This window comes from Streptomyces spororaveus (assembly GCF_016755875.1).
Taxonomy (GTDB): domain Bacteria; phylum Actinomycetota; class Actinomycetes; order Streptomycetales; family Streptomycetaceae; genus Streptomyces; species Streptomyces spororaveus.
Map to the genome: position 1 here is coordinate 5964590 of NZ_BNED01000005.1, position 14311 is coordinate 5978900.

Below are 14311 nucleotides of genomic sequence, written 5' to 3' on the forward strand. Positions count from 1 at the left end.
GACCCCGAGTCTGCTTAGGATTAGTCACACTATGTCCCCACATGGACTCTCGCCGCGGACCGCCTGGCCGGTCGCCACGCTGATCGGTCTCGCCGCGGCCGCCTACACCGCGTGGGTGCTCGAAGTCGTCCTCTCCACGGGCCTGAACCCCATCGAGACGTACGTCAGCGAGCTCGCCGCCCAGGACCAGCCGCTCGGTGGCCTCTTCCGGGCCACCGACTTCACCGCAGGGCTGCTCGCCTTCTGCGGCGGGCTCCTGGCGCTCTTCCGGCTGCTGAAGTACGCGGAGTCCCGCCGCTCCTGGGCGGTCATCGGCTGGGCCGGGGTCACCCTCTTCGGCGCGGCCACCGCCGCCGACGCCTGGCTGCCGCTGAGCTGCCGGCCCACCGTGGACCCCGAATGCGCCGCCCGGGAGACCGCGGGACTGGTACCCGCCACCCATCAGGCCCACGCCGTCAGCAGCAGCCTCGCCATGACCGGGGCCCTCGTCGGCCTGGTGGCCCTCACGGTCGCCGCCCGCCGCTACGGCTGGTTCGCCCCGCTCGCCCGCTACGGCCCCGCCCTCGTCGCCCTCGAACTGCTCGCCACCGTCTGGACCCTGTCCGCGATCGCGATGTTCACCGCCGGGCACGGCACCTGGGCCCTCGGCGCCGGCCAGCGGCTCCAGGTGCTCCTGGTCGCGCTCTGGCTGGGCCTGCTCGCCCACTCCGTCCACAAGGAAGGCCGTACATGAGCGACGCCACCGGCCGGTTCGTCCGCGTCCACGGCGGCCACGGCAGCCACGGCTTCGACGGCTTCGACGGCGGCCACGGCGGCGACGGGGTTCCGCTGCACGTCGTCGTCGAAGGCCGGGGACCCGTGTGCGTCCTCAGCGCCGGACTCGCCATGGCCTGGTTCGACTGGGACCCGGTCGTCGCACCGCTCGTCGCCGCGGGCCGCACCGTCGTCCGCTTCGACCGCCCCGGACACGGCCTCAGCGGCCCCGCCGCCGAGCCGCCCACGACCGCCGGGGAGGCCCACCGCATCGCCGGTCTGCTGGACGCGCTGGGGCTCGGCGCCGAGGCGGCCGGACCCGTCACCGTCGTCGGGCACTCCATCGCCGGATTCCACGCCGAGGCCTTCGCCCGCCTGTACCCGCGGCGCACCGCCGCGCTGGTCCTGGTCGACGGCAGCGTCGAGGAGGACCCGCGTACGGTCCTGCCCGCCCTGCTGCGCACCGGGGCCGCCCGCGCCCTCGGGCGGGCCGTGACCGCCGCCGGACTGCCGGCCGCGCTGGGCGCGCCGGTCCGGCGCGCCACCGTACGCGTCTCCCGCACCGGCGGCTCCGACCCGGCCGCCCGGGACCTCGTACGCCGCTGCTACCGCACCGGCCGGGTCTGGCGCGGCGCCCTGCTGGAGAACTCCCGCTACCCGGACATGGCCGCCGAGCTGCAGGACCTGCGCAGGACGCACCCGCTGACCGCCCCCACCACCGTCCTCGCCGCCCACGACGGCTCGGCCGGGCGCTCGGCCCTGCGCTGGCTGGCCCGCCAGGCGGACCTCGCCGACCTGCTCGGCGCCCGCTTCGAGGTCGCCGAACCCGCCGGACACCTGATCATGCTGGACCGCCCGGACCAGGTGGCACGGGCGGTCCTGGCGACGGCCGGGCAGGGTCAGGCCCGCGCGTAGACCTTCTCCACGAAGGTGGCCATCTGGTCGTCGGAGAGGTGCTGGGCGAGGTCGGCCTCGCTGATCATGCCCACCAGCCTCTTGTCCCGGATCACCGGCAGCCGGCGGATCTGGTGGCTCTGCATCTCCTCCAGCACGTCGCCGACGTCCGCGCCCGCGTCGATCCAGCGGGGAGTGCCCTGGGCCAGCTCACCACAGGTGACCTTCTCCGGGTCGTGGCCCCTGGCCACACAGTTCACGACGATGTCGCGGTCGGTGATGATGCCGCACAGCCGCTCCTCGGCGTCGCTGATGGGCAGGGCGCCCACATTGAGCCGGGCCATCAGCTGGGCGGCCCGGTCGAGGGTCTCGGTGGCGGGAATCCACTGGGCCCCGGGGTGCATGATGTCTGCGGCGGTGGTCATCGCTGAACCTCCTGAGCACTGAGCACGCCGTTCCACCGGGCGCGGGCGCGCCCGGTGCGGCGTCCCCACCGGCGGAGCACACGCCCGTACGGGTGAGAGGGCGCCTCTCACCACCGTACGGGCGTGTCCCGTCACCCGCGCGGCGCGGCTCCGCGCTGCCGCAGCATGTCCGCCATCAGGGTGAGCTCCGAGCGCTGCGCGTCGACCATGCCCTGCGCCAGCTCCCGCTCGACCGGGGTCTCGCACTGCTGCGCACAGCCCTCGGCCATCGCGACGCCGCCCTTGTGGTGGTCGGTCATCAGCTGGAGGAAGAGCACCTCCGCGTCCCGGCCCGAGGCGGCGCCCAGCTGGTCCAGCTCCTCCCTGGTGGCCATGCCCGGCATCAGCGCGCCGGGCCTGGCGGCGCCGGCGCCCGCGTCGGCGCCGTGGCCCACATGCCCGCCGTGGCCGCCCGAGGCGCCCATCCAGGACATCGGCGCCTCGCCGGCCACCACCTTCGGCAGCCCCCACAGGTCGAGCCAGCCGAGCAGCATGCCCCGCTGGTTGGCCTGGGTGTTGGCGATGTCGTAGGCGAGGGTGCGTACCGGCTCGTCCTGGGTGCGGTCGCGCACGATGAAGGACATCTCCACCGCCTGCTGGTGGTGCACCGCCATGTCCCGGGCGAATCCCGCGTCCGGCGACTTCAGCCCCGGCGTACGGGGTCCGGCCGCCGGCACGCCGGGACCGGCGGAACCGCCGCCGTTCGCGGCGGCGACCGTGGCGGCCGCCGCGAACAGCAGGGCCAGCAGGACGGCGGTGCCCGCCACCCAGTACGTACGGGGGACGGGGCGGACCGGGCCCGTCGCGCGGCTCACTTGCCGGCCAGCCCGCTCGTGCAGGCCGCGCCCGGCTCCGGGGTCTGCTCGCCCTGCACGTACTTCGTGAAGAACTGCGACACCCGCGGGTCGTCCGCGCTGTCCACGGTCAGCTGCTTGCCCCATGCGCTGAGCGTGATCGGGCCGGTCTGCTCCTTGACCGGGCTCATCAGCGTGTACGGGGTCTTGCCGACGGTCGCGGCGAGCTTGTCCACGTCGGCCTTGAGGGCCTTCTCGTTGTACGTCACCCAGACCGCGCCGTGCTCCAGTGAGTGCACGGCGTTCACCTCCGGCACCGGGTTCGTGTAGACGTCACCGTTGCAGTTCATCCAGCGGGGGTGGTGGTCGCCGCCGACCGGCGGGTTCATCTCGTACTTCACCGGGGTCTCGACGTGATTGCGGCCGAGCTTCTTCACGTCCCAGAGCTGCTCGCCCTCGACCGGCTGCTTGCGGATCTCCTCGGCCTCCTTGCGGATCTTCTCCGCGGCCGCCTCCTTGCGCTGCTCGGCCTGCTTCTGGTCGATCAGCACCCAGGCGCCGAAGCCGACGAGGCCGACGACGACGGCCGACGCGGCCGTGATGGCGATGGCCTTGTTGCGCCGCTCCCGGATCTGGTCGGCGCGCCGCATCTCGGCTATGCGCGCCTGGCGGGAGTGCGGGTCGGTGTGCTGGTTGGTCCTGCCGGAATTGCTGGCCATGTGCCCTGGTTCCTTCTGCTGAGGGGGGTGGATGAACGCGAAACCGAACCGGACCGCTCAGGTCCGCAGCACCTGGAGGGCATACAGGTCGGGGGCGGGCGGCGGAGCCCCGTAGAGCCGGATCCGCGACACCCCGGAGGCCGTCGCGGCGGGCGCCGGCGCGCCCATGGGACCGGTCACGGCGGGCGGCGGCACGGGCAGCACACCCGGGGTGACGCGCGTGAGCGGCGAGCAGCCGGGCAGGTCGTACGGAGACACGCAGACGACGTGCGCCTGCGCCCCGGCCTGCGGCTGTTCCCGCACGGCCACCGGTACCGCCACCGGTACCCGCGTGTCCGGCAGCGGAACGTGCGACTCGCCCGGACGCGCGCACAGCAGCAGCGCCCCGGCCAGCACCCCGAAGACGATCAGCAGGACGGCACGCCGAAGTCCGGGACGTCCGCGACGCCCCGGCTGCGTGTGCTGCCGGCCCCCCATGGGCGCAGATGGTAATGCTCATGACCGGCCCCCGGTCAGTGCGGGGGTGCCACCAGCTTTCCCGGGTGCGTAATGTGGCGGAAACCACGACTGGCGATACTTGGCGCGCCCGACTGTGCGCCGACTGTCGAGCGGTGGTGCACAGGCCGTCTGAACTGCGAGGATGAAGGCATGGACAAGCAGCAGGAATTCGTCCTCCGGACGCTTGAGGAGCGCGACATCCGCTTCGTGCGCCTGTGGTTCACCGACGTACTGGGCTTCCTGAAGTCCGTCGCGGTCGCGCCCGCGGAGCTGGAGCAGGCCTTCGACGAGGGCATCGGGTTCGACGGCTCCGCGATCGAGGGCTTCGCCCGGGTCTACGAGTCCGACATGATCGCCAAGCCGGACCCGAGCACGTTCCAGATACTGCCGTGGCGCGCGGAGGCCCCCGGGACCGCCCGGATGTTCTGCGACATCCTGATGCCGGACGGCTCGCCGTCCTTCGCGGACCCGCGGTACGTCCTCAAGCGCATCCTGAACAAGACCTCCGACCTGGGCTTCACCTTCTACACCCACCCGGAGATCGAGTTCTTCCTGCTGAAGGACAAGCCGCTGGACGGCACCCGCCCGGTGCCGGCCGACAACTCCGGCTACTTCGACCACACCCCGCAGAACGTGGGCATGGACTTCCGCCGCCAGGCGATCACCATGCTCGAATCCATGGGCATCTCGGTGGAGTTCAGCCACCACGAGGGTGCCCCCGGCCAGCAGGAGATCGACCTCCGCTACGCCGACGCGCTCTCCACGGCCGACAACATCATGACCTTCCGCCTGGTCATGAAGCAGGTGGCCCTCGAGCAGGGCGTGCAGGCCACTTTCATGCCGAAGCCGTTCTCGGAGTACCCCGGCTCGGGCATGCACACCCACCTCTCCCTCTTCGAGGGCGACCGCAACGCCTTCTACGAGTCGGGCGCCGAGTACCAGCTCTCCAAGGTCGGCCGCTCCTTCATCGCGGGCCTCCTGCGCCACGCGGCCGAGACCGCGGCGGTCACCAACCAGTGGGTCAACTCCTACAAGCGCATCTGGGGCGGCTCCTCCCGCAGCGCCGGCGCGGGCGGCGAGGCCCCCTCGTACATCTGCTGGGGCCACAACAACCGCTCGGCGCTGATCCGCGTCCCGATGTACAAGCCGGGCAAGACGGGCTCCTCGCGCGTCGAGGTCCGCTCGATCGACTCGGGCGCGAACCCGTACCTCACCTACGCCGTCCTCCTGGCGGCCGGCCTCAAGGGCATCGAGGAGGGCTACGAACTGCCGGCGGGCGCCGACGACGACGTCTGGGCCCTCTCCGACGCCGAACGCCGCGCGATGGGCATCGAACCCCTCCCGCAGAACCTCGGCGAGGCCATCTCCCTGATGGAGCGCAGCGAACTCGTCGCCGAAACCCTGGGCGAGCACGTCTTCGACTTCTTCCTGCGCAACAAGAAGCAGGAGTGGGAGGAGTACCGCTCGGAGGTCACGGCCTTCGAACTCCGCAAGAACCTCCCGGTCCTGTAGAGGCAGTTCCGGGCCCCCGACGGGGGCCCGGACCCGTCCCGCCATAGGGGGCCTACCGGGCCCGGGCGGCGGGTGTCAGTGGACCGCGCGGTGCCAGGTGGGGTGGTTGGGGGTGCCGGGGGTCGTCGTCGTGTGGAGTTCGGCGTCCAGGCCCAGGACCGCCGTCGTGGTGGTGCCCGAGGGTTCGAGGACGGCGGACGGGGCGCCCGCGAAGAGCATGCGGGACTCGGTCCACGCCGGGGGGCCGCCGAGGCCCGTGGTGCCGACCGTGCCGCTGTCCGCGCGGCCCACGATGAGGCGGCCCGCGGTGCCGACCGCGCCGTAGCCGGCGCGGCCGCCCGCCTCGGTGACGCTGGAGACGTGGGGCCGGACCGAGGGGCCCGCCGTGACCAGGGCGGTGCGCACGACCCCCGAGTCCGGGCGGCGGAAGAAGAGGCGGATGCCCGCGCCCTCCGGGGAGGCCGAGAGGGGGACCGTGGTGGCCGGCAGGCCCGTCGGTGCCGGGCCGAGCAGCGGGGTGTCCGGGGTGCGCTGGGTCCAGGCCAGGACGGACGTGGTGGTGGTCGCGTACACGTGGCGCCGCCCCGCCGCGTCGGTCGCCGTCACCGGATCGCCCTGCAGGTCCTCGCCGCCGAGCCGCTCCCACGGCGAGAAGCCGCCGCCGGGCTCCTGGGTGCTCGCGCGCAGGGTGCGGCGCGAGTCGCGGAGGTAGACCGTGAGGAGGCCCCGCGCGTCCACGGCCACCGCGGGGGCGCTGATCGCCGAGGTGCCCTCGTCGTCGGTGCGCTCCGGGGTACCGAGCGACTGCCACGGGCCGAAGGGGCCGTCGGGCACGGACTGGACGGCGTACACGACCTCGCGCCGGTACTCCGCGGGCGCGGGGCCGAGGGTGGTGCGGGTGGCGAGGACGGCGATGCGGCCGCCGGGCAGGCGGGCGGCGGTGGCGCCCGGGTCGATGCCCGTCCCCGGGAGGAACATCGGGCCCGCCCAGTCACCGCCGGGGGTGCGCGTCCAGTACGCGGTCCGGCCGTCCAGCGTGGCGAAGGCCCACAGCCGGCCGGGGCTTCCCTCCGTCAGCCAGGAGGTGTGGTCGGCGCGGGTGTAGCGCAGCGACTGGGCCCAGTTGCGCCCGGTCGGGTTGCCCGCGACCTTGCGGTCGCCGCAGCCCGACGGGCTGCCGCAGTAGTCCTGGCGGTCCTGCCAGGCGTAGGTCTTCAGGAAGCCGGTCTTGGCCTCGGCGGTCTGCGGGTCCAGCGCGTGCGGGAGGGTGCTGTTGTGGTAGCCGAGGTAGTTCTGGACCGTGAAGTGCGGGCGCCTGCTGACCCGGTCGGCGTAGGCGGCGGTGGCGGCCTGCACGAAGCGGGCGCCGTACATGTGGTCCTGGTGATCGGTGTACCGGCCGGTCCCGTTCTCGCCGTACCGGTTCGGCGTCGGGTCCTGCATGCGTATCGTCGTCGGCCGGTACTGCTCCAGGACCCCGGCTATCGTCTCGACGAGCTGGTCCTTCGTGTACGTGAACGGCTGCTTGACCGGGGTGCCGGAGGTGAGCTGGGAGTCCAGCGCGGGTATCCGCCCGTTCCACAGGCCGCGCAGGCTCTCGGGGGTGTCCTCGCCGGTGGTGCGGGCCTCGCGCAGCATCAACCACACCAGGTTGACCTGCGGTTTCGCTATGAGGACGTCGATTTCGGCCCGGCCGCCCCCGGCGGTGGGGAAGACCGTGCGCTTCCACGCGCTGGTGCGGTCCCCGGTGGCCATCTGCGCGTACGCGGAGCGGATGCCGTTCTGCCGGGCCTCCGCGTAGTGGGCGCGGTCGGCGGGCTGTTCGGGGTCCGTGGCGGCGCCGCCGCGGGCCTGGTTGCGGCCGTCGGACTCGCCGGAGGTGAGGTAGGCGGTGGTGACCTGGGTGCCGGACAGCAGGGACCGGCTGAGGTCCGGGTTCATGAAGAACAGGTCGTCGTCGGGATGGGCGACGACCTGGACGACCGATCCGGCGGTGACGCTCGCGGGCTGGGCCGCAGCCGGGTTCTTGTCCTGGGTGGCTTCGGCGGTGGTCTGCTGGCCGGTGGCCACGGAGAGCACGCCGGTGGCGCCGGCTGTCAGCACGGTGAGCAGGGCCGCGAAGCGGCGACGGGTCACGGGCATCGGGTCACGCCTCGGGTTCGGTCTCGCTCTGACGGAAGAAAGCCTTGAACAGTCAGAGAGAGGGCGAACCGGCGGACTTGGTTCACCGAACGCGCGGATGTCCGCCGCATTTCTCCAACAAAATACGGACGTTGTCCGTCCGCCTACGGTGCGGAGGGGTACGGAGGCGCGTTGCGCGGGCCCACCGGCTGCCACGGCGCCAGGTGCGCGTTCGGCGTGTCCGCCGAGGAGGTCACGTACAGCCGCGCGTCGAGCCCCACCACCGCCAGGCTGACCAGGTTCCTGCCGGTCATCGTGGAGGAGGGCGCGCCGACGAACATCAGCGGGGACCGTTCCCACGGCCCGCCCGGCCCGGCCTCCGAGCCCAGTTGCCCGCCCGCGGTGCGGCCCGCCAGCACGTGCCCGCTCGCCGTCACCGAGCCGAAGCCCTGGAGGCCGCCGAGGTCGGTCATCTGGCTCACCTTCAGCCCGCCCTCACCCGTGACGAGGGCGGTGCGGACATTGCCGGAGCCGGGCTTGCGGAACCACAGCCGTACGCCGCCCTCGCGCCCGTCCGCGGTCAGCGGGAGCGTGGTGTCCGGCAGCCCGGTGGCCGTGACCTGGCCCAGCGGGGCGCCCGGCTTGGGCTGCACCCAGCCCACCACCGACTTGGAGGTGGCGCAGAACACCATGCGCCGCCCGGCGCCGTCGGTCGCGGTGGCCGGGGAGCCGTGCAGGTCGGTGCCGCCGTACTTCTCCCAGGGACCCCAACCGCCGTCCGCGCGCTGCACCCGGCCGCGCAGGCTGTTCGCGCCGTCGCGGACGTACGCCGCCAACTGGCCGCTGCCGTCGACCGATACGGCCGGGGCGCTGATGTCGGAAGTCCAGGTCTCGTCGGCGCTCTCGGGGGTGCCGAGCGACTGCCACTCCGTGAACTCCCCGGACCCCGGCTGCTTCTGGACGGCGTGGACGACCTCGCGCCGGTAGTCGGCGGGCTTCGCGCCGAAGGAAGTGCGGGTGCCGAAGGCGGCTATCCGGCCGTCCGGCAGGGTCACGGTGCTGACGCCCGGGTCCATGCCGGTGCCGGGAAGCAGGTCCGGGCCCTTCCAGCGGCCGACGGGACCGGCCCGGTGCCAGACGGCCACCTGGCCGTCGAGCACCTTGAAGGCCCACAGCCCGAGCTCCGCGTCGGAGGTCAGCCAGCTGGTGCTGGTACCGCGGGCGTAGTTGATGGAGTCCGACCACCGGTTGCCGCCGGGCTGGTCGGAGACCTTGAGGTCGCCGCAGCCGGCCGGGCTGTTGCAGTGGTTCTGCTGGTCGAGCCAGGCGTAGGTGCCCAGGATGTCCAGCTTCTCCCTGGCCTCGTCCGGGTCCAGGGCGCTGGGCAGCGAGCCGTTGATGTAGCCGGCGTAGTTCTGCACCGCGAAGTGCGGGCGGTCCGTGACGTCCTTGGCGTAGGCGGCGGTGGCCAGCTGGACGAACCGGGCACCGTAGAAGTGGTCCTGGTGGTCGGTGTACCGCTTGGTGTCGGCATACCGGCCGGGGGTCGGGTCCTGCGAGCGGACGGTGGTCGGCCGGTACTGCTCCAGGATGCCGACGAGGGTCTGGACGACCTGGTCCTTGGAGTACGCGAACTTCTGCGTGACCGGGGTGCCGGACGCGAGCATGGAGTCCAGGCGGGCGACCTTGCCGTCCCACAGGCCGTGCAGGCTCTCCGGGACGCTGTCGTAGACGGTGCCGGCCTCGCGGAGCTGCAGCCAGACGAGGTTGACGTGGGGTTTGGCGACGAGGACGTCGACCTCGGCGAAACCGCCGCCCTTGGTCGGTACGACGGTGCGCGTCCAGGGGCTGCCCCGGTCGCCGGTGGCCATCTTGGCGTAGGCGGCGCGGATGCCGTTCTGGCGGGCCTCGGCGTAGGCGGGCTTGTCGGGCTTGGTGGTGGCCGCCTTGGCGGAGCCGGCGTTGATGCCGTCGGCCTCGCCGGAGGTCAGGTAGACCGAGGTGACGGGGTGGCCGGTGGCTATGGAGTACCGCAGGTCCGGGTTCATGAAGTACAGGTCGTCGTCGGGGTGCGCGACGACCTGGAGCACCCGGCCGGGGTCGGGCGGCTCGGGGGCGGGGGTGGGCGTGCCGGCCGCCTTGTCGGGGGTCGCGGGGGAGCCCAGGCGGTCGAGGATCTCGTTGCCGCGGAGCAGGAGCATGCTGCCGGCGGCGGTGACCACGCAGAAGGCGACGACCTTGACGAGGCCGGCCCGGCGACGGCGCGCCCGGCCCTTGCCGCGGGCCCGGCGGCGGCGACCGGGGGCTTGGGCATCGGGGGCATCGGGGGCATCGGGCGCGTCGGGGGTTTCGGGGCGCTCGGGCGGGGCGACGGGGTCGGCCACCGGAAGCGGTCCTGCCGGTCCTGCCGGTCCTGCCGGTCCTGCCGGTCCGGCCGGTTCGGTCGAGTCGGCCGGTTCGATCGGCTCGGCCAAGTCGGCCTGCGTCGTGGCCTGGTGGACCTGGTGGAGCCGGCGGGCCTGCTCGGGCGGGTGCGCGTACGGCTGCGGGTGGCCCTGGTGCGCCGGTTGCGTCGAATACTGCGGTTGCTGCCGGTAGCCCTGGTATCCCCGGTGCGCCTGCTCGGAGGGGCGGTCCCGGTCCTCGGGGCCCTGCCAGGAGTCGGACACGTGGCTCCTCCTGGCCGGACGGCGGGGTATACCCCCATGACGCGATAAGTAATCCGATGATCAGATGAACCTTGGCATCGTATGCGTCGAGAGTCGAACATTTGATCCGGACACGCCTAAATCTCCACCGCGGCCCGGGCGGGACTCCGCTCACAGGCACCAGGGCCTAGGCTCAGGAGCAGAGCCCGCCGCACCGGCGAGCAGTGGCACGCAGTGGCAGCGACAACCGCGGGAGGCGGCGGGATGACGGTCCCGGGACGCAGGAGCAGCACCTTCATCCGGCTGCTCCGCAGCGGGTTCACCGACCCCTCCGCCGCCGCCCGGCTGCTGGACACCGACGCGCTCGCGGCCGTACGCACCGATCCCGTGCTGCTCGACGCCCTCGGCGCGACCGCCGACCCCGACCTCGCCCTCCTCGGGCTGGTCCGGCTCGCCGAGGCCCAGCCGGACGGCGAGCTGCCCGGGCTCCTCGACACCCTGGTGAGCGCCAAGCCGCTGCGCGACCGGCTGCTCGGCGTCCTGGGCGCCTCCGAGGCCCTCGGCGACCACCTGGCCCGCCACCCCCGCGACTGGCTCAGCCTCGTCACGTATGAGGCCGCCGACCTGCACCCCGGGCTCGCCGAGTTCGAGCTCGGCCTCGCGGACGCGCACGACCCCGTCGGCCTGCGCGTCGCCTACCGCCGCTGCCTGCTCTCCATCGCCGCCCGCGACGTCTGCGGCACCATCGACGTCTCCCAGACCGCCGCCGAGCTCGCCGACCTCGCCACCGCCACCCTCCGCGCGGCCCTGCGGATCGCCTCCGCCGCCGCCCCCGAGGACGCGGCCCTGTGCCGCCTGGCCGTCATCGCGATGGGCAAGTGCGGCGGCAACGAGCTGAACTACGTCTCCGACGTCGACGTCATCTTCGTCGGCGACGCGGCGCCCGGCGCCGACGAGGCCAAGGCCCTCCAGGCCGCCACGCGCCTCGCCTCCCACCTCATGCGGATCTGCTCGGAGACCACCGTCGAGGGCACCATCTGGCCCGTGGACGCCAACCTCCGCCCCGAGGGCCGCAACGGCCCCCTCGTCCGCACCCTCGCCTCCCACCTGGCCTACTACCAACGCTGGGCCAAGACCTGGGAGTTCCAGGCCCTCCTCAAGGCCCGCGCCGTGGCCGGCGACGAGGCCCTGGGCGCCGAGTACGTCTCCGCCATAAGCCCGCTGGTCTGGCAGGCCGCCGAGCGCGAGAACTTCGTCGCCGACGTCCAGAAGATGCGCCGCCGCGTCGTCGACAACATCCCCGCCGCCCAGGTCGACCGCGAGCTCAAACTCGGCCCCGGCGGCCTGCGCGACGTCGAGTTCGCCGTCCAGCTGCTCCAGCTCGTGCACGGCCGCAGCGACGCCACCCTGCACTCCGGCAGCACCCTCGACGCCCTGCACGCCCTCGCCGCCGGCGGCTACGTCGGCCGCGCCGACGCCGCCCAACTGCACGACGCGTACCGCTTCCTGCGCGCCATGGAGCACCGGATCCAGCTCTACCGGCTGCGCCGCACCCACCTCGTCCCCGAGGACGAGAACGACCTGCGGCGCCTCGGCCGCTCCATGGGCCTGCGCACCGAACCCGTCGCCGAGCTCAACAAGGCCTGGCGCCGGCACGCCTCCGTGGTCCGGCGCCTGCACGAGAAGCTCTTCTACCGGCCGCTGCTCGACGCCGTCGCCCAGCTCGCCCCGGGCGAGACCCGGCTCTCCCCGCGCGCCGCCGGCCAGCGCCTCGAAGCCCTCGGCTACGCCGACCCGGCCTCGGCCCTGCGCCACCTCGAAGCCCTCGCCTCCGGCGTCACCCGCAAGGCCGCCATCCAGCGCACCCTGCTGCCGGTGATGCTCGGCTGGTTCGCCGACTCCGCCGACCCGGACGCCGGCCTGCTGAACTTCCGCAAGGTCTCCGACGCCCTCGGCAAGACCCCCTGGTACCTGCGCCTGCTGCGCGACGAGGGCGCCGCCGCGGAGAACCTCGCCCGCGTCCTGTCCGCCGGGCGCCTCGCCCCCGACCTGCTGATGCGCGCCCCCGAGGCCGTGGCCCTGCTCGGCGACCCCGAAGGCCTGCAGCCCCGTACGCACGAGGCGCTGGAGCAGGAGGTCCTCGCCGCCGTCGGCCGCGCCGAGAACCCCGAGGCCGCCGTCGCCGTCGCCCGCGGCGTGCGCCGCCGCGAGCTGTTCCGCACCACCGCGGCCGACATCATCGGCTCGTACGGTACGGAGGACAACCCGGCCGAGGAGGACCACGGCGCCCTCGTCGACCGGGTCGGCGGGGCCGTCTCGGACCTCACCGCCGCCACCGTCGCCGGGGCTCTGCGCGCAGCCGTCCACAGCCACTACGGCGACACGCTGCCCACCCGTTTCGCCGTCATCGGCGTCGGCCGCTTCGGCGGCCACGAACTCGGCTACGGCTCCGACGCCGACGTCCTGTTCGTCCATGAACCCCGCGAGGGCGTCGACGAGCAGGAGGCGGCCAAGGCGGCCCAGACCGTCGTCGCCGAGATGCGCAGGCTGCTCCAGCTGCCCACCACCGACCCGCCGCTGCTCATCGACGCCGACCTGCGCCCCGAAGGCCGCTCCGGCCCGCTGGTGCGCACGCTGGCCTCCTACGCCGCCTACTACCGGCGCTGGTCCCTGACCTGGGAGAGCCAGGCCCTGCTGCGCGCCGAACCGGTGGCGGGCGACGCCGACATCGGCGCCCGCTTCATCGAGCTGATCGACCCGCTGCGCTACCCGATGGAGGGGCTCGGCGAGGACGCCGTACGCGAGATCCGCCGCCTCAAGGCCCGCATGGAGTCGGAGCGGCTGCCCCGCGGGGCCGACCCGACCCTGCACACCAAGCTCGGCCGCGGCGGCCTCAGCGACGTCGAGTGGACCGTCCAGCTGATCCAGATGCGGCACGCCTGGGCCGAACCGGGTCTGCGGACCACCCGTACCCGCGAGGCCCTCGCGGCCGCCCACGCGGCCGGGCTGATCCCGACCGAGGAGGCGCAGATCCTCGACGAGGCCTGGGTCCTGGCGACCCGGGTCCGCAACGCCGTGATGCTGGTGCGCGGCCGCGCCGGGGACACCTTCCCGACCGAGGCCCGGGAACTCGCGGCCGTCGGCCGCTACCTCGGCTACGCCGAGGGCACGGTCGGGGAGTTGCTGGACGACTACCGCCGCATCACCCGCCGTGCCCGCGCGGTCGTGGACGAACTGTTCTACGGGGCGTAGCCGCTGCGGGCCGTGCGGCCGCGGGGCGCCCAACTGCCGTGGCGGGGCTGGCTGTTGCCTTCACGCTTTGCATATGATCAGACTTCGCTTACGGGGAGGCGCGAGGATGATCGACGAGCCGGGTCAGGCATCGGACCAGCAGGTGGAGATGAGGCTGAACAGCGGGCCACCGCTGGGGCCGTACGCGCCGGGGGTGACCCCGACGCCCGGACCGTACGCGCCGGGGGTGACCCCGACGCCCGGACCATACGCGCCGGGCGTCACCGCGCCGTCGGTGGTCCCGTACGCGCCGGGGGTCACCCCGCCGTCGTCGAACCTGTTCACCCCGGGCGGCTCCCCGGACTTCGTCTCGACGCCCGCCCAGAAGAAGGCGGCGGCGGACACGATCCAGAACGAGCTGAAGCACGCCACCAAGACCGCCGCGGAACACGCGGACGACGCCACCAGCACCGCCCGGAAGGGCTTCGAGGGCTGGGAGACGGCCGCCGGCCTGCAGAAGGTGGCGGACACGTGGGACCAGCAGGTGAAGACCCTCATGGGCCGCCTCGCCGGGGAGGAGACCGCGCTGCGGGGCGCCGCCGGATCCATCGCCGGGAACGACATCAACCTGGGCAACCGGTTCGCGTCGCACTCGCAACTGAACGGGATATAGGGGC

The 14311-nt window shown here is 73.4% G+C and carries 11 protein-coding genes; 5 read left to right on the plus strand and 6 right to left on the minus strand.

What is annotated here, in order from left to right:
• Positions 1-31 precede the first annotated feature (31 nt).
• Both Sspor_RS29415 and Sspor_RS29420 read left to right on the plus strand, forming a co-directional pair.
• Positions 32-733 (plus strand): DUF998 domain-containing protein, encoded by a 702-nt coding sequence (locus Sspor_RS29415; protein WP_202201802.1) that lies wholly within the window; start codon positions 32-34, stop codon positions 731-733.
• Entirely contained in the window at positions 730-1668 is a 939-nt protein-coding gene (locus tag Sspor_RS29420) for an alpha/beta fold hydrolase (RefSeq protein ID WP_202201803.1), read from the plus strand. The genes Sspor_RS29415 and Sspor_RS29420 overlap by 4 nt, the downstream gene beginning before the upstream one ends.
• On the opposite strand, the gene Sspor_RS29425 is transcribed toward Sspor_RS29420, so the two are convergent.
• The 4 genes from Sspor_RS29425 to Sspor_RS29440 form a co-directional block, all read right to left on the minus strand.
• Complete coding sequence (locus Sspor_RS29425) at positions 1653-2072, minus strand: CBS domain-containing protein (RefSeq protein ID WP_202201804.1); 420 nt, start codon at positions 2070-2072, stop codon at positions 1653-1655. The genes Sspor_RS29420 and Sspor_RS29425 overlap by 16 nt on opposite strands.
• 131 nt (positions 2073-2203) lie before the next feature.
• Positions 2204-2926 carry a DUF305 domain-containing protein gene (locus tag Sspor_RS29430; protein ID WP_237404080.1) on the minus strand — a complete coding sequence of 241 codons (723 nt, stop codon included), beginning with the start codon at positions 2924-2926 and terminating at the stop codon, positions 2204-2206.
• Positions 2923-3624: a thioredoxin-like domain-containing protein gene (locus tag Sspor_RS29435; protein ID WP_202201805.1), complete on the minus strand. Its 702-nt coding sequence runs from the start codon at positions 3622-3624 to the stop codon at positions 2923-2925. Before Sspor_RS29435 ends, Sspor_RS29430 begins: the two co-directional genes overlap by 4 nt.
• A gap of 57 nt (positions 3625-3681) precedes the next feature.
• Positions 3682-4101 carry a hypothetical protein gene (locus Sspor_RS29440; RefSeq protein ID WP_202201806.1) on the minus strand — a complete coding sequence of 140 codons (420 nt, stop codon included), beginning with the start codon at positions 4099-4101 and terminating at the stop codon, positions 3682-3684.
• A gap of 171 nt (positions 4102-4272) precedes the next feature.
• Between Sspor_RS29440 and glnA2 the strand changes: the two genes are divergently transcribed.
• The gene (glnA2, locus tag Sspor_RS29445; RefSeq protein WP_202201807.1) at positions 4273-5634 is read left to right on the plus strand and encodes a gamma-glutamylpolyamine synthetase GlnA2; all 1362 of its coding nucleotides are present in this window, start codon (positions 4273-4275) and stop codon (positions 5632-5634) included.
• A gap of 75 nt (positions 5635-5709) precedes the next feature.
• Here the strand turns inward: glnA2 and Sspor_RS29450 are convergent, their stop codons facing one another.
• Positions 5710-7776 (minus strand): PIG-L family deacetylase, encoded by a 2067-nt coding sequence (locus tag Sspor_RS29450; RefSeq protein WP_202201808.1) that lies wholly within the window; start codon positions 7774-7776, stop codon positions 5710-5712.
• Between the two features lie 143 nt (positions 7777-7919).
• The gene (locus tag Sspor_RS29455; RefSeq protein ID WP_237404081.1) at positions 7920-10424 is read right to left on the minus strand and encodes a PIG-L family deacetylase; all 2505 of its coding nucleotides are present in this window, start codon (positions 10422-10424) and stop codon (positions 7920-7922) included.
• Positions 10425-10667: 243 nt separating this feature from the next.
• Between Sspor_RS29455 and Sspor_RS29460 the strand changes: the two genes are divergently transcribed.
• Together Sspor_RS29460 and Sspor_RS29465 are read left to right on the plus strand one after the other, a co-directional pair.
• Positions 10668-13655 (plus strand): bifunctional [glutamine synthetase] adenylyltransferase/[glutamine synthetase]-adenylyl-L-tyrosine phosphorylase, encoded by a 2988-nt coding sequence (locus Sspor_RS29460; protein WP_202201809.1) that lies wholly within the window; start codon positions 10668-10670, stop codon positions 13653-13655.
• A 106-nt stretch (positions 13656-13761) separates the two neighbouring features.
• Positions 13762-14307, plus strand: a complete 546-nt coding sequence (locus tag Sspor_RS29465; protein WP_202201810.1) for a hypothetical protein — start codon at positions 13762-13764, stop codon at positions 14305-14307.
• Positions 14308-14311 lie beyond the last annotated feature (4 nt).

What these genes read in the sequence shown, in the direction of transcription:
- Sspor_RS29420 (WP_202201803.1), top strand. Translation starts at nt 730, where the DNA reads ATGAGCGACGCCACCGGCCGGTTCGTCCGCGTCCACGGCGGCCACGGC.
- Sspor_RS29425 (WP_202201804.1), bottom strand. Translation starts at nt 2,072, where the DNA reads ATGACCACCGCCGCAGACATCATGCACCCCGGGGCCCAGTGGATTCCC.
- Sspor_RS29435 (WP_202201805.1), bottom strand. Translation starts at nt 3,624, where the DNA reads ATGGCCAGCAATTCCGGCAGGACCAACCAGCACACCGACCCGCACTCC.
- Sspor_RS29415 (WP_202201802.1), top strand. Translation starts at nt 32, where the DNA reads ATGTCCCCACATGGACTCTCGCCGCGGACCGCCTGGCCGGTCGCCACG.
- glnA2 (WP_202201807.1), top strand. Translation starts at nt 4,273, where the DNA reads ATGGACAAGCAGCAGGAATTCGTCCTCCGGACGCTTGAGGAGCGCGAC.
- Sspor_RS29465 (WP_202201810.1), top strand. Translation starts at nt 13,762, where the DNA reads ATGATCGACGAGCCGGGTCAGGCATCGGACCAGCAGGTGGAGATGAGG.
- Sspor_RS29460 (WP_202201809.1), top strand. Translation starts at nt 10,668, where the DNA reads ATGACGGTCCCGGGACGCAGGAGCAGCACCTTCATCCGGCTGCTCCGC.
- Sspor_RS29450 (WP_202201808.1), bottom strand. Translation starts at nt 7,776, where the DNA reads ATGCCCGTGACCCGTCGCCGCTTCGCGGCCCTGCTCACCGTGCTGACA.
- Sspor_RS29440 (WP_202201806.1), bottom strand. Translation starts at nt 4,101, where the DNA reads ATGGGGGGCCGGCAGCACACGCAGCCGGGGCGTCGCGGACGTCCCGGA.